At 62.7% G+C, this 15,540-nt stretch carries 8 protein-coding genes and 3 tRNA genes; 5 read left to right on the plus strand and 6 right to left on the minus strand.

Features of this window, described 5'->3' with window-relative positions; genetic code table 11:
• Window positions 1-537: 537 nt before the first annotated feature.
• Both ACTO3O_RS05350 and ACTO3O_RS05355 read right to left on the minus strand, forming a co-directional pair.
• Window positions 538-609 (minus strand) — tRNA-Glu (locus tag ACTO3O_RS05350).
• Window positions 610-790: 181 nt separating this feature from the next.
• Window positions 791-864: transfer RNA gene (locus tag ACTO3O_RS05355), tRNA-Arg, on the minus strand.
• Between the two features lie 87 nt (window positions 865-951).
• Between ACTO3O_RS05355 and bioB the strand changes: the two genes are divergently transcribed.
• From bioB to tamL, 3 genes are all read left to right on the plus strand, one after another.
• Complete coding sequence (gene bioB, locus ACTO3O_RS05360) at window positions 952-1,929, plus strand: biotin synthase BioB (protein WP_297830667.1); 978 nt, start codon at window positions 952-954, stop codon at window positions 1,927-1,929.
• A 120-nt stretch (window positions 1,930-2,049) separates the two neighbouring features.
• Window positions 2,050-6,870 carry a translocation/assembly module TamB domain-containing protein gene (locus ACTO3O_RS05365; RefSeq protein WP_297830669.1) on the plus strand — a complete coding sequence of 1,607 codons (4,821 nt, stop codon included), beginning with the start codon at window positions 2,050-2,052 and terminating at the stop codon, window positions 6,868-6,870.
• Window positions 6,867-9,197, plus strand: a complete 2,331-nt coding sequence (gene tamL / locus ACTO3O_RS05370) for a translocation and assembly module lipoprotein TamL (RefSeq protein ID WP_297830671.1) — start codon at window positions 6,867-6,869, stop codon at window positions 9,195-9,197. The genes ACTO3O_RS05365 and tamL overlap by 4 nt, the downstream gene beginning before the upstream one ends.
• Here tamL and mutY read toward each other — a convergent pair.
• Genes mutY through ACTO3O_RS05385 form a run of 3 tightly spaced genes read right to left on the minus strand, consistent with a single transcriptional unit; the run spans window position 9,185 to window position 11,456 of the window.
• Window positions 9,185-10,270, minus strand: a complete 1,086-nt coding sequence (gene mutY, locus ACTO3O_RS05375) for an A/G-specific adenine glycosylase (RefSeq protein WP_297830673.1) — start codon at window positions 10,268-10,270, stop codon at window positions 9,185-9,187. The genes tamL and mutY overlap by 13 nt on opposite strands.
• 29 nt (window positions 10,271-10,299) lie before the next feature.
• On the minus strand, window positions 10,300-10,803 hold the full coding sequence (gene ybaK / locus ACTO3O_RS05380; protein WP_297830675.1) for a Cys-tRNA(Pro) deacylase: 504 nt from the start codon (window positions 10,801-10,803) through the stop codon (window positions 10,300-10,302).
• 5 nt (window positions 10,804-10,808) lie between these two features.
• A complete protein-coding gene (locus tag ACTO3O_RS05385; protein ID WP_297830677.1) occupies window positions 10,809-11,456 on the minus strand; it encodes a phosphorylase family protein in 648 nt (215 codons plus the stop codon).
• Window positions 11,457-11,567: 111 nt separating this feature from the next.
• Here ACTO3O_RS05385 and metH point away from each other — a divergent pair, with 111 nt between their 5' ends.
• Window positions 11,568-15,155, plus strand: coding sequence for a methionine synthase (metH, locus tag ACTO3O_RS05390; RefSeq protein WP_297830679.1), 3,588 nt, complete (start codon window positions 11,568-11,570; stop codon window positions 15,153-15,155).
• 16 nt (window positions 15,156-15,171) lie between these two features.
• Here metH and ACTO3O_RS05395 read toward each other — a convergent pair whose 3' ends face one another.
• Window positions 15,172-15,318, minus strand: coding sequence for a hypothetical protein (locus ACTO3O_RS05395; protein WP_297830681.1), 147 nt, complete (start codon window positions 15,316-15,318; stop codon window positions 15,172-15,174).
• 142 nt (window positions 15,319-15,460) lie between these two features.
• Here ACTO3O_RS05395 and ACTO3O_RS05400 point away from each other — a divergent pair.
• Window positions 15,461-15,533, plus strand: a tRNA-Phe gene (locus tag ACTO3O_RS05400).
• Window positions 15,534-15,540: the final 7 nt, after the last annotated feature.

The raw sequence follows: 15,540 nt of genomic DNA on the forward strand, positions 1-15,540 counted from the left end.
CCCAAAGCTCGCCCCAGTTCTCCGCCCCGTGTCCGCCTCACTGCGGCTCCGCTTTCGCTCCGCCACGTTTTCGCGCGCCTTGGGAAATCGTCAAAATGTGCTGGCACATTTTGACGATTTCCCTACTTAAGCGGCGGCGCGCGGAGGGGTTTTGAACCGTCTTTTCCCAATCCTTTGTTCGCGCGCCTACGCGATTCATCCATATTCGACTCACCGCCGAAATGATTGAATCGCTTCTTTAGGCGGGGCGCGCGACTGGGACACTGCCCCGGCTGGTACTGTTCTTTCTGTGAACAGAAAGAACCAAAGAAACTTTAAAGCGCATCCCTACGGGATGCTCTGGCTGGGTCTAACCGCATGTGCAAAACCTCGGCCCAAACAACCGGCAACCTCTATCCCAATAACGTACGACCGCCTCCGCCCAAATTCCAACACAACCTCTACCCAGCTTTTTGTTCCGCGGCCATCTCAGCCCACGCCACAACGAAAAAGCGGCTCGCCTAATAGGCAAGCCGCTCCAAAACTACTGAAAATTCGTAGCCCCTAGGGGAATCGAACCCCTCTTCCAAGAATGAAAATCTTGTGTCCTAACCGATAGACGAAAGGGCCATCGTCGAAATGACAGTGCAAAGGTAGAACCATTTTCGGAAATTCCAAACGTCTGTCGAAAAAATCTCCTCTTCTTTTGATGCCGGAGCGTCAAAAACCTCCCGCAGCTCAGCATCCGCACCTTTCCGAAACAAAAAAGGCTTTCTCCTCAACGCGAGGAAAAAGCCTTTCGAACAAAAAGTGACGCCGACAGGACTCAAACCTGTAACCTTCTGATCCGTAGTCAGATGCTCTATTCAATTAAGCTACGGCGCCAATGCTTTCGCACCGCAAAAGTAGTCATTCTCCCGACATTTCCAAAATTTATATTCTCTATATTTGCAAAAATCTATCCGCACACCCATGAAAACGCTCCCCGAACTCGAAACAGCCCTCATCGCCGACGGCTATCGACTCACTCCGGACGAGGCACGGCATCTTCTGCACACAGCCGAGACCGATGCCCTGTGCCGAACGGCCGACCGGGTGAGACTCCATTTCATGGGCAACCGCATGGACACCTGTTCGATCATGAACGCCCGCAGCGGCCGTTGTTCGGAAGATTGTAAATGGTGCGCCCAGTCGGTTCACCATCGGACGAAAATCGACGTCTACCCCCTGACCGACACCGCCGAAGCCCTGCGCCACGCCCAAGACAACCACGACAAAGGAGTCGGCCGGTTCTCGTTGGTGACCAGCGGACGCGCCATGACCGACCGCGAAATCGGACAATGCGCCGCCATCTATCGCGCCATCGCGGAACGGATGCCGGGTTTCCGAAACGGACACCTCTGCGCCTCGATGGGACTGCTGACCCGCAAACAGCTGCAAACCCTGAAAGAGGCCGGCGTCGGACACTACCACTGCAACATCGAGACCGCCCCGTCCTATTTTCCACAACTCTGCACGACCCACACCTTCGACGAAAAGCGCCGCACACTGCGCTGGGCCCGGGAAGCCGGGATGCGGATTTGCAGCGGCGGAATCATCGGCATGGGCGAAACGGCGGAACAACGGATAGAAATGGCCTTCGCCCTACGCGAAATCGGCGCAGACTCGATCCCGATCAACGTACTGAACCCGATTCCGGGCACGCCGCTCGAAAAGACCCCGCCCTTGTCCGACGACGAGATTTTACGCACCTTCGCCCTCTTCCGCCTGATCCATCCGCAGGCCCATATCCGCTTTGCCGGCGGCCGAACACTGCTGCGGCGCGAAGTACAGGAGCGCGCCCTGCGCGGCGGCGTGAATGCCGCAATCGTGGGCGATCTGCTCACCACGATCGGCTCCGGAGTGGCCGAAGACCGCGAAATGTTCCGACAGTGCGGTTTCGCGGAATAACGGATTCCGCCGGGTACAAAAAATCGCGTTTTTCATCGGGACGGCCCTATTTTAGGAACGGATTTTGCATCCCCCCGACACAGGCACAGGCAGATCCAACCCACCGGCCGAATCCCATTCATGTTCCGCAAGATCGTCAAATATGCGCTGCGTACAGCGGCCATTCTGCTCGGAATGGTCGTCCTGCTTATCATCGCGCTCTATCTTCCGCCGGTTCAGCACTTCATCAAGAACAAAGCCGTCGCTTACGTCTCCGAAAACTTCGGCATGCAGCTGTCCGTCGAACGGTTGCGCCTCCGCTTTCCGTTGCGACTGGCCGTGGACGAGGCCCAAGCCGTGACCACCGAGGACGACACTCTGTTCCGATGCGCCGCCCTGCGCGCCGACATCGCCCTGTGGCCCCTGCTGCGGAAAGAGGTCGTCGTGCGGCAGTTCGAATTTGACGAGACTTCGTTCCATCTGGACGACACCACCGGCGGCCTCGACCTGAGAGTCCGCGTTCAGAAGCTGGCCCTGACCGCCGACCGGGTCGATCTCGCCCAACAGACCGCCCACATCCCCTCCATCCGGCTGAGCGGAGCCACCGTCGGCCTGACGCTGAGCGAAGCCCGGCCCGACACCACCGAAACGGATACGACAGCCGCTCCGCTGCGGTGGAAAATCGATGCCGACCGGCTGCTGTTAGACCGAATCGCGTTTACGATGCGGAATACATCGCCCGAAAGCGACCTGAAAGCACGGATCGAATCGGGCGAAATCACTGCGTGCGCCGTCGATCTGGGCGATCAATCGGTCGAGGTCGGTCGATTGAGTCTCGACGGCGGAGGATTCGCCTACCTGAGCGACACGATCGCATCGCCCGCTTCCGAACGAAGCGCCGAACCGTCCGACACCACCGCGACCCAACCGTGGAGCATACGCGCCGGGGCGATTCGCGTGGGAGCATTCGCCGTCCGCTACGGACTTCCGTACGGAGCGCCCCGGGCCGGTTTCGACCCGAATCACATCGTCATCAGCGGTCTCAACATCGCCATCGACTCGGTATTCAATCGCGGAACGGAGGTACGGGCGACCCTTGCCGACCTGAACTTCACCGAACGCTCCGGTCTCGCGGTCACCCGAACCCGCGGCGACATCCGGATGGACAGTACGGGGTATGGGCTGAGAGCGTTCCGGTTACAGACCTCCGCTTCGACGATCCGGGCCCAGGCCGTCGTCGGGGCCGGAATCGCCTCGATGGAGCCTGCCACACCGATCGACGCCCGCATCGACATGACCTTAGGGGCCTCCGACCTCGCTCGTTTCATCGAGTGGAACGACACCCTGCGGCGACAGCTGGGAAATCGCTCTCTCACCGTGGGGGCCCAGGTCGGCGGAACGTTGAACAAGCTGAATCTGAATCGTTTTTCCGTTGAACTGCCTCGCGTTTTCGCCCTCCGGGCCAACGGCTCCGTACAGCAGCCGACCGACCCGGAACGGATGCTGGGCCGGATCGCCCTGAGCGGCGAACTGACCGATCCGCAATTCGTTTCGCCCCTGCTGCCGGACGGCATCACGCTGCCCCGGATGCGGCTGCGCAGCGACCTGCGGGCTGCCGCCGGGCGGTTCGAAGGCCTCGCGACCCTGTGGGCCGGAACCGGCAAACTGACCGCCGAAGGTTCGTTCATCCCGCGCAGCGAACGGTACACAGCCCGGATCGAAGCGGACAGCCTGCCGCTCTACGCCATCCTCCCGACCGACTCGTCGAGCATCGCCACCTTCGCCATCCGGGCCGCAGGGCACGGTTTCGACCCCTTCTCGCCGCAAACGACCGCCGATATCGAGACACGGATCGTTCAGGCCGTCTACGACCGATTCGACTTCGGCGGCCTGTCGCTCACCGCCGCCCTAGCCGACCATCGGTTCCGGGGACGGTTCGTCGGCGAGAACCGGGCCCTGAACGCCGACCTGCATTTCGGCGGGCTGCTCACACGAGCCCGGCAGGAGGCAAGCATCGAGGGGCGGATTGCGCAACTCGATCTCGAACGCATGCACCTCGTCGCCCAACCGGCCAACGCCTCGTTGCGGCTCCGCGCCGCAGCATCGGCCACCGAGACCAAAGCCTACACGGCGACCGTCGTCCTCGACACCGTGCGGGTACGCTACGGCACGTTCGAAAACACGGTGAACCGCACGACCCTGACAGCCGAAGCCGACTCGGCGCATGCCCGGGCAGATGTCTCATCCGGCGACCTGCAACTGACCTTCCGGTCGACCGTTGGGCTCGACTCGCTGGCCGGCGGTTTCGACCGGGCGATCGCCGAAATCCAACGCCAGATCCGCGCCGGCCGAATCGACGCCGACACCATCGGATATACGCTGCCTCCCTTCTCGCTCGACTTCCGGGCCGGGCGGAACAACATCCTGAACAACTATCTGCTCGCCCGGGGGATGGGTTTCGGGCAGGCCACGCTGACGGGGAGGACGACGCACGGCAAACCGTTCGGCATCCAGGCCGAAATCAATCGTTTCTCGACCCAGGGAATCGTCCTCGACACCATCAAGGCCGGCATCGGTTCCCGGAACGGCCGCCTGCGCTACTTCGCCCGACTGGGCAACCGGCCCGGCAATATGAACCGGCTCGGCTCGATCTTTCTCGACGGCAACGCCTCCGGCAACTCGGCTCTGGTCAGGCTGGTGCAGCTCGACCGGCAGGGGCGCAAAGGGCTCGACTTCGGCCTGCGCGGGACGCTGACCGACAGTGCGGTGACAGTGAACCTCGTACCGCGCCGGCCCGTCTTCGGATTCTCGGAATGGTCGGTCAACAGCGGCAACTACGTCCGCTACGCTTTCGACCGGAGTCTGACCGCCGACCTGCGGATCCAACGACCCGGGCAATCCTTCTCGCTGCAATCGTCCACGGCGAGCGACATGCCCGCCGGCAGCCTCCGGTTAGGAGTCACCGGGTTCGACATCGCAGGCGCGCTGAACCTCCTGCCCAAAGCTCCGCCGGTCGGCGGGCGATTGGGGCTCGACCTGACGTTCGGGCTGGCCGACAGCCTGCTGGCCGCCCAGGGAATGATCGCCATCGACACCCTCCGCTACGAAAACCGTTCGGTGGGCGACATCGGCCTGCGTCTCGCCTACCGGGGCGAAGCCCACAACGGACAACAGGGCTCGGCCGACCTCTCGATCAACCGCCAGCCCGCCCTTTCGCTCGCCGGACACTACCATCCGGCCGACACGGCCCGGGCCGTGCGACTGACGGCCGACCTGCCCGGCATTCCGCTGGAGGTGCTCAATCCGTTTCTGCCGGAAGGCTCGGGCAGTCTGACCGGAAAGCTCGCCGGACACATCGAAGCCGACGGCCCGACCGACGCTTTGCAGCTGAACGGCTCGTTGCAGTTCATCAAAACAGCCGTCGACGTGGCCGCCATCGGAACCCGGTTCGGCATTTCGGGCAACCCGATCCTCCTGCAAGGCGGACGGGTACTGTTCAACGACTGGGGTCTGATCGCTCCCAACCGACAGCCCCTGACGGTGAACGGCTACATCGACCTGCACGACTTCCAACAGATCGCCACCGACCTGCGCATCGAAGCCTCCGACTTCCAGCTGGTAAACGTGGAAAAGAACATGAGCGCAATGGTCTTCGGCCGGGCGAGCGCCGACCTCTCGGCCCGGATGCGCGGGCCGTTAGAAGCGCTGAACATCCGCGGCAATGCCACCCTGCTGACCGGCACCGAGGTGACCTACGTCATGCGGGAATCGCCCATGAGCATCCGCGACCAGTCCCAGAACGTCGTGAATTTCACCGCCTTCAACGACACTACGACGGTCTATGCCGTGCGGCCTCCGGCAATCATCCGCCCGACCGGGATCGACATGCTGATGAACGTTTCGATCGACCCCGACGTCGAAATTTCGGTCTACCTGTCCGAAGACGGCCAGAACCGCATCGACCTGCAAGGGGGCGGCACGCTCACCTATGCGATGAACCGGCTGGGCGACACCCGTTTCGCCGGGAAATACGAACTCTCGGGCGGTCGCGTGCGATACAGCCCGCCGGTGATCTCGACCAAGGATTTCGCCATCTCGCCGGGCGGCTACGTGAGCTGGACGGGCGATATCGCCGATCCGACCTTCTCGATCCGGGCGGCGCAGACGCTCCGCACGACCGTCACGATGGAAGACCAGACTTCGCGACAGGTGACCTTCCGGATCATCATCGCCATCAGCGGCTCGATGCAACAGCTCGACGTGGGGTTCGACCTCGCCGCGCCCGAAGACTTGACGCTCCAGAACCAGCTGGCCTCGCTGACGCCGGAACAACGCCAGAACCAGGCAATGAGCCTCCTGATCTACAACACCTACACCGGCCCGGGCACTTCGGCCAAGGTCAATACGGGGAATCCGCTCAATTCGTTCATCGCCAAAGAGCTGAACCAATGGGCCCAGAACAGCCTGCCGGGCGTCGATCTCTCGTTCGGCGTCGACTCCTACGACGATCCGGCGGCAGGGCCGGGCGGCACCCGAACCGACTACTCCTACAAGCTCTCGAAGAAATTCTTCGACAACCGGGTGCGGGTGGCCGTGGGCGGCAAGGTGACGACGGGCGACCCGAACCAGAACGCCGCCGAGAACCTGATCGACGACATCTCGCTGGAGTACCAGCTCACGCGGCGCGACAACATGTACCTGAAGGCGTTTCGCGAGACCAACTTCGAGAGCATTCTGGAGGGCGACGTAACCGAAACGGGCGTCGGGTTCGGCGTGCGCAAGAAGATTCTGAAACTGGGCGACCTGTTCCGGCTCACCCCGGAGAAAAAAGAGGTGAAAGAGGCCCGCAAGGCGGCCCGACAGGAGAGACGCGAAGAGAGACGCCTGCAACGGCAGGCCGAGAAAGAGGAGGCGACCCGTCCCGCCGAACCGCAGACCACTCCAAACGAACAACCCCGATGAGACACCTTTTCCGACATATCCTCTGCTCCACCCTGCTGCTGGGCGGCCTGGCCGCCTTCGTTTCGTGCTCGACCACCCGGCGGCTGGGCAAAGGCGAAGTGCTCTACACCGGCGTCCGAAAGATGACTTTCACGCCGGCCGAAGACAGCCTGCGGATTCCGGCCGAAGTGATTTCGGCCGTCCGGCAGCCGCTGAACGTGGCCCCGAACAACGCGCTGTGGTCGCCCTACTGGCGAACCGGCATCCCGATCCGGCTCTGGGCGTGGAACTACCTCTACACGCCGAAAGAGAAAGGGTTCAAATACTGGTTCTACAAACGGCTGGCCAAGCCGCCGGTGCTGATTTCGAAAGTCCGGCCCGAACTGCGCGTCAAGGTCACCGAACAACTCTTCGAAAACCACGGCTACTTCGACGCCCACGGCAGCTACGAACTGGTGCCGAGCAAACACAAACCCGACCAGAAAGCGAAAGTGAACTACCGGTTCACCGTTTCGGCGCCCTACACCTACGACTCGATCGAGTACCTCACGGCTCCGGGCCGGGTGGGACGCATCGTGGACAGCCTGCACGCCGGGACGCTGCTCCGCAAAGGGGCGGTCTACAACCTCGACACGCTGGTGGCCGAGCGCAACCGGATCGCCACGACGCTGCGGAGCTTAGGTTATTACTACTTCCGTCCGGAGTACATCGCCTACGACGCCGACACGACCCAGACGCCTTACCGGGTATCGCTGCGGATGCGGCTGGCCGACGGGATTCCGCCCGCCGCCATGCAGCCGTACCGAATCGGGAACGTACAGGTGACGCTGGTCAATCCGGTGCCGGGCCCCTTCGACACGATGACCCTGGGCGACGTCCGGGTGCGCTACCAGCAGCCGCTGAAGATCCGCCCGCGCATTCTGGCCGGCACGATCCGTCTGAAACCGGGCCAGATCTTCAACGTCGAAGCCCAGAACCGAACCCAGAGCGACCTCAACAAGCTGGGGATATTCAACTCGGTGAGCCTCTCGGTGCCGCCGCTGGACTCGCTGCACGAGGGCCAAGACTCACTGAATGTCCACATCTACGCGGCGTTCGACAAACCGATGCAGGCCGAATTCGAAGCCGACTTCAACTCCAAATCGAACAGCTATCTGGGGCCCGGAGTGACTTTCGGACTGCGGCACAACAACATTTTCAAGGGGGGCGAGGTACTGGCCCTCAACCTGACGGGCTCTTACGAGTGGCAAACGGGGAACAAAAGCCAGTACGAGACCCGGCCTTCGGCTGTCAACTCCTATGAATTCGGTCTGAACGCCTCGCTGAGCGTGCCGCGCATTCTGGCGCCGGGCTTCCGCTACCGGGGTTTCACCTACCCGGCCCACACGACCTACAAGATCGGGGCCGACCTGATGAACCGGCCGAAATACTTCCGGATGCTCTCGCTGAACCTCTCGGCGGGATTCGACTTCCGCACATCGCCCTACAGTTCGCACAACCTGACGATCTTCAAGCTGACCTACAACCGGTTGCTCCACACCTCGCACGTCTTCGATTCGACGATGCAGCAGAACCCGGCCGTGGCACTGAGCTTCAGCAACCAGTTCATCCCGGCCATCAGTTACGCCTACACCTTCGACCGGCTGTACGGCTCGCGCCAGCGGAACCGGTTCATCTTCCAGGGGACGGTCACCGAGGCCGGAAACATCTTGGCGGGCCTCTACGGCCTCTTCGGATCGCACGGCGAGAAACGGCTCTTCGGCAGCCCCTTCTCGCAGTTCGTCAAGGGGACGGCCGAGGTGAAGTGGTACCACCGCGTGGGACTGGACAACTGGCTGGTTTCGCGGTTCCTGATCGGCGCAGGCTATGCCTACGGCAATTCGAAGGTGATGCCCTACAGTGAGCAGTTCTACATCGGCGGGGCGAACAGCATCCGGGCTTTCACGGTGCGGTCGCTGGGCCCCGGGAGCTACCGTCCGCCGAAGGAGATGGTGAACGGCTACTGGGATCAGACGGGGAGTTTCAAGCTGGAAGCCAACGTCGAGATGCGGTTCAAGATCATGGGCCGTCTGGGAGGCGCCGTTTTCGTGGACGCGGGTAATATCTGGCTGCTAAAAAACGACCCTCAACGCCCCGGAGGCGTGCTGCGGGCAAAGAATTTCTGGAAAGAGATCGCCCTCGGAACGGGCGTCGGGCTGCGCTACGACATCAGCGTGCTGGTGCTCCGGCTGGACATGGGGATCGGCATCCACACGCCGTATCCGAATCCGGACAAGCGGGGCTATTACAACATTTCGAAATTCAAAGACGGACTGGGCCTCCATCTGGCGATCGGCTATCCTTTCTGATGCGCGCCGTCGGCCGCGGCGCGCGACAGGTAGAGCTCCGTGAGCCGCGCCACCGCATAATCGTCCAGCCGCCCGACCGGAATCACACACCACCCCTCGGGCCACTCGCCGACCGTCAGATCCGGGAGCTCGATCCGGTGGAAGGTCGCATGGATAATGCGGTGCGACAAGACGTGCTTCGGCATCCGCACCGCCCCTCTCCACACCCAATCCGTTCCGTCGACCGGAAGCGGCAAAGCGTCGAAATCGCACTCTCCCTCCGTCTCGACCAGCGGGAATTCGTACAGCCCCCGCCAAATATCGTTCCCCTCGCGTCGGCAGACCACCGTTCGCCCCTGCCGGTCGACCAGATGCAGGTAGTTGAACCACCGCGGCGTCTGCACCGTCCGCCCCTGCTTGACCGGCCGCTCGGCCACCGTTCCGTTCCGCCGGGCCAGACACGCCGTCCCCAACGGACACGCCTCGCACTGCGGCGACCGCGGCGTACAGACCAACGCCCCGAGCTCCATCACCGCCTGATTGTACCGTCCGGCCCCCTCGCCCTTTCGCCCGACCGTCTCCAGAAACTCCTCCAGCAGCCTCTGTGCCGCCGCAGCGAACTCCTTTCGTCCGGCCGCCGTGTCGATCGGCGTATCGATATCCAACAGACGGCTCGCCACTCGATAGACATTCCCGTCCACCACGGCATACGGCGCATCGGTCGAGAACGAGACGATCGCCGCCGCCGTATAATCCCCCACTCCGCGCAACGCTCGGACAGCCGCATAGTCCGTCGGAAAAACTCCTTCGTGCCGCTCCGCGACCTGCCGGGCCGCCGCATGCAGGTTGCGGGCCCGGCTGTAATAGCCCAGCCCCTGCCAGAGCTTCAGCACCTCGTCCTCGTCGGCCCCGGCCAGATCGACCGCCGTCGGAAAACGTTCGACGAAACGAAGATAATACTCCAACCCCTGCGCCACCCGCGTCTGCTGGAGGATCACCTCCGAGAGCCATATCCGATACGGGTCGCGCGTTTCGCGCCACGGCAGCGGACGGTGATTTTCGATATACCAGTCGATCAGAGCGTTGAAGTCCATAGAATCAAAAAACGAAATCGGCCGAAAAATTATTTCCCCTCCTCCCCGCTCTCCGTCGGCCCGGTCAGCGACGCCACGCCGAGCCGTGCAAAGCGGATCAGGTCGTCCGGAGCCAGCGCGATCTGCAACCCCCTCACCCCGGCGCTGATGTAAATGCGGTCGAACCTCCGACAGCTCTCGTCGATAAAGGTCGGAAAGGCGCGCTTCATCCCGATCGGCGAACAGCCGCCTCGGATATACCCGGTCGTTTCGAGCAGCTCGCGGAGGTGGATCATCGCCACGCTCTTATTGCCCGACACCCGCGCCGCCGCCTTGAGATCGACCTCGCGGTCACCCGGAATCACACAGACCAGTATCCCGTTCCGGTCGCCCCGCAAGACCAGCGTCTTGAAGACCTGCCGGACATCCTCGCCCAGCTGTTCGGCCACATGCACCGCATCCAGATGCTCCTCGTCCACCACGTAAGGCACCAGCTCGTACCCGATTCCCGCCCGGTCGAGCAGCCGGGCGGCATTGGTTTTCGTCACTTTCATAAATATCAGCGATTCAACAGCCGATCCGCGAAACGACACCCCTCCGGCAGGCACTCCAACAACCGCACCAACCCCTCCGTCAAGCGTTCCAGCGCCTCCGGAATGCGCCACTCCGACCGCGGATCGCCCGTCCGGTTCGACAGCGCGCGCAGTTGCAGAAACGGCACCCCCTCGTCCCGACACACCGCAAAGAAAGCGGCCCCCTCCATCGACTCCACCGCCTCGCCCTCGTGCAGTGGCAGCGGCGAACAGGCACTATTGGCCGACCGGGCCGCCACCACCCGGAAACGATCCTTCAACGCCCCCACATAGGGACAAGACACGGGCTGCGCCTCCGGCAGCTTGTCGAACGATTCGAAACGGCCCGTCTCGGGCCTCCATGCGCCGATATCGGCCTGCCGGTCGCTCCCGACCAGGACGACATCGTCCAACGTGAGCGACGTGCCGGGCAATATGCCCGCAATTCCGGCCTGGATCGCCAGACAGGGCCGCCCCTCGCGAACCGCCCGCGAAACGGCCACCCCGGTCGCCCCGGCTCCCATGCCGCCGACCATCCACCGCACGGGCCGGTCGCCGAACCGATCGCCCACCCGGGCCCGCAACGGTCGCTGTTCGAGCTCCGTCGCCGTAAGGAGAAGAATGGAAGGTATCATAATTCAATCAATCCGTCCTACAAAGATAACTCGCCCCGGCGATTCCCGGCACCTTCCGAGGCAGAAACCGATGACATCCCTTATCTTTGCACCATTATTTTTCAGACGACTATGCAACGCGACATTCGCCGGGAGCTCCAAGACCGGATCCTGATACTCGACGGCGGGCTGGGTACCCTGATCCAGGCCCGAGGGCTGACCGAATCCGACTACGACGGCCACGTCGGCTGCAACGACTATCTGGTCGTGAGCCGCCCCGACGTGCTTGAGGAGATCCACGCCGCCTATCTGGAGGCCGGAGCCGATATCGTTTCGACCGACACCTTCAACGCCAACCCCGTATCGTTGCGAGACTACGGATTGCAGGCACGCACCTGGGAGCTCAACAAAACCGCCGCCGCACTGGCCCGCAGCGTGGCCGACCGGTTCGAACGGCAGGACGGCCGGGCCCGGTTCGTGGCCGGCTCCGTCGGGCCGACCAACCGGAGCGCCTCGATGTCGCCCGACGTGAACGACCCCGGCCTGCGCAACATCACCTTCGACGAACTGGCCGAAGGATACGCCGAACAGATGCGCGGCCTGATCGACGGCGGAGCCGACCTGATCCTGATCGAGACCGTCTTCGACACGCTCAACTGCAAAGCGGCCATCTACGCCCTCCGGACGCTGATCGGCAACCGTTCGATTCCGCTGATGGTCAGCGGCACGATCACCGACGCCAGCGGGCGGCTCCTGTCGGGCCAGACCGTCGAAGCCTTCTACGCCTCGGTCGAGCACGGCGACCTGCTGAGCATCGGGCTGAACTGCGCGTTCGGGGCGCGGCAGATGATGCCCTACGTCGAACGGCTCGGTCGGGTGGCCAAGGGGGCCGTTTCGGCCCACCCCAACGCCGGACTGCCGAACGTGCTGGGCGGGTACGACGAAAGCGCGGAACAGATGGCCGTTATCATCGAGGAATACCTCAAAAGCGGGCTGTTGAACATCGTCGGCGGATGCTGCGGAACCACGCCGGAACACATCCGGGCCATTGCCGAGGTCGCTAAAAAATACAAACCGCGCACCTTCCGCGCGCCGCAGGACAACGGCGGCGCGACGGTGCTGGCGGGGCTCGACATCGTCCGGATCGAACCGGTGTCCAACTTCGTGAACGTCGGCGAACGAACGAACGTGGCGGGTTCGGCCCGGTTCGCCCGGCTGATCCGCGAACGGCAGTACGCCGAAGCGCTGGCCGTGGCCGCCGAACAGGTCGAAGGGGGCGCCCAGGTGATCGACGTCTGCATGGACGCGCCGATGATCGATGCCGAACGGGCGATGACCAACTTTCTGAACCTGACGGCAGCAGAGCCCGAAATCGCCCAACGGCCCGTGATGATCGACTCGTCGGACTGGCGGGTGATCGAAGCCGGGCTGCGGGTCGTGCAGGGAAAAGCGGTCGTCAACTCCCTCTCGCTGAAGGAGGGCGAAGCGCTCTTTCTCGACCACGCGCGCCGCGTGCGGGCCTTCGGAGCGGCTGCCGTCGTCATGCTCTTCGACGAGCGGGGACAGGCCGACTCCTACGAGCGTAAAATCGAGGTGGCGGAACGGGCTTATAAGCTCCTGACAGAGAACGGATTTCCGGCCGAAGACATTATTTTCGACCCGAACATCCTGGCCGTGGCCACCGGCATCGAGGCCCACAACGACTACGGCCGGGCGTTTATCGCAGCGACGGCGTGGATCAAGCGGAATTGCCCGGGAGCGCGGGTGAGCGGCGGCGTGAGCAACCTCTCGTTCTCGTTCCGGGGCAACAACCCGGTGCGCGAGGCGATGCACTCGGTCTTTCTCTACCACGCCACCCGCGCCGGGATGGACATGGGGATCGTCAACCCCTCGATGCTCCGGATTTACGACGACATCGACCCGGAGTTGCTGACGCTTTGCGAAGACGTGGTACTGAACCGCCGGGACGACGCGGCGGAACGGCTCACGGCATATGCCGGGTCGCACGCCGCCGAAACCGGCGCAGCCGCAACGACAAAGCACGACGCCTGGCGCGACGGAACGGTCGAAGAGCGGATTATCCACGCGCTGGTTCAGGGAGCGACGACGCATATCGAAGCGGACACCCAGGAGGCTTATGAGAAGTACGGTTCGGCTATCGAAGTGATCGATCGCGTGCTGATGGCCGGGATGAGCGAGGTGGGAGAGCGATTCGGAGCCGGGAAGATGTTCCTGCCCCAGGTCGTCAAGTCGGCCCGGGTGATGAAACAAGCGGTCTCGGTGCTGGAACCCTTCATCTCGCACGACCGGACGACGGAACAGGGAGCCAAACTGCTGATCGCCACGGTCAAAGGCGACGTGCACGACATCGGCAAAAACATCGTGTCGGTCGTCCTGACCTGCAACGGCTACCGGATCGTGGATCTGGGGGTGATGACACCGCCGGAACGGATCGTAGAGGCGGCGATGGCCGAACAGGTCGATGCGGTGATCCTCTCGGGGCTGATCACCCCGTCGTTGGAGGAGATGCGCGTGGTGGCCGAACGGTTCGAACGGGCAGGCCTGCGGATACCGATCTGCGTGGGCGGAGCGACGACCTCGGAGCTCCACACGGCGGTGAAAATCGCCCCCTCCTACTACAGCGGTCTGGTGGCCCACTCGACCGACGCTTCGAACTGCGTCCGGTTAGTGAACCGTATTTTGAAAGAGCCGGGGTTTGCAACGCGCTACCGAGCCCGCCAGGAGGAGTTGCGGCAGCAGTATGCCGCCCAGCGTGCGACCGGCGAACTGCGTCCGTTGAGCGAAGCGCGGGCGCACAAACTCGAATTGGATTTCAACGCCGGAACGGTGGCTCAACCCCGACAGCTCGGCAAACGGGTGCTGACCCGTTATCCGCTGGAGGGACTCGCAGAGCGGATCGACTGGAGCTATTTTTTCTCCGAGTGGAACTTGAGGGGGCGTTATCCGGAGATTTTCGACCATCCGACCAAGGGCGAAGAGGCACGGCGACTGTTCGACGACGCCCAGACCATGCTGCGTCGGCTGCTCGCCTCGGGCGAGGTGCGGGCGGATGCGGTGGTGGCGATCGTGCCGGCGCGGAGCGAGGGAGACGACCTGCTGATCCGAGGCTGTTGCCACACCGACGGCACTTCGTGCGGATGCGGTGCGCCGGAGAATCGGTTCGCCTGCCTGCGGAATCAGGAGGTGAATCAAGCAACCAACCTCTCGCTCGCGGACTTCGTTTCGCCGGGGCCGACTGCGGGCGCGCCGCAGGATCACATCGCTCTGTTCGCCTTGGGGGTGACGTGCGATTTCCGCGGCGATTCCGATTACGAAAACATCATGGCCCGCATACTTTGCGATCGACTGGCAGAGGCCTTTGCGACGGAGCTGTCAGCCCGGTTGCGGGATGAGTGGTGGGGTTTTCCGGCCGGTTCGGAAGGGATACGGGTGGCCATAGGCTATCCGTCGGCTCCGGATCACGCGGGCAAACGACTGATTTTCGACCTGTTGGATGTCGAGGGAGAGATTCCGCTGCGTCTGACGGAGAATTTCATGATGCAGCCGACCTCGGCCGTTTCGGGTCTCGTTTTCGCTCATCCGGAGGCACGTTATTTCTCGGTGGGACAGATAAACGACGACCAATTAGCGGATTACGCGCAACGGACGGGGCGTTCGGCGGACGAGTTGCGCCGTCTGCTGCCGAAGCAGGTGCGATAACCCGTGTTTCTCCCGTTTATTCCGAGAGGCAACGCAACTGAATACCGTGGGCACAACTGTATGCACGGCTGGAATAAAGATTCTGTGTGAAGAAACCCAAGTACAGACCATTGGTACCGTTGACCGATGACGACGAACTGTACCCATCGTTACCGACGCCCATCGGCTCTCCCGTATCCCGATGGCGAACGCCCGGGGCGGGGTACTGAGCATCCTTGGAGCACATGAAATTACTTTCCGCGAAAATTTTGACAACGAAATTTGGAGGTTCCGAAATTTTGTCTACCTTTGCACTGCAAACAAGGGGTGCCATAGCTCAGTTGGTAGAGCAAAGGACTGAAAATCCTTGTGTCCTTGGTTCGATTCCGAGTGGCACCACTTAAGA

The organism is Rikenella sp. (assembly GCF_056799795.1).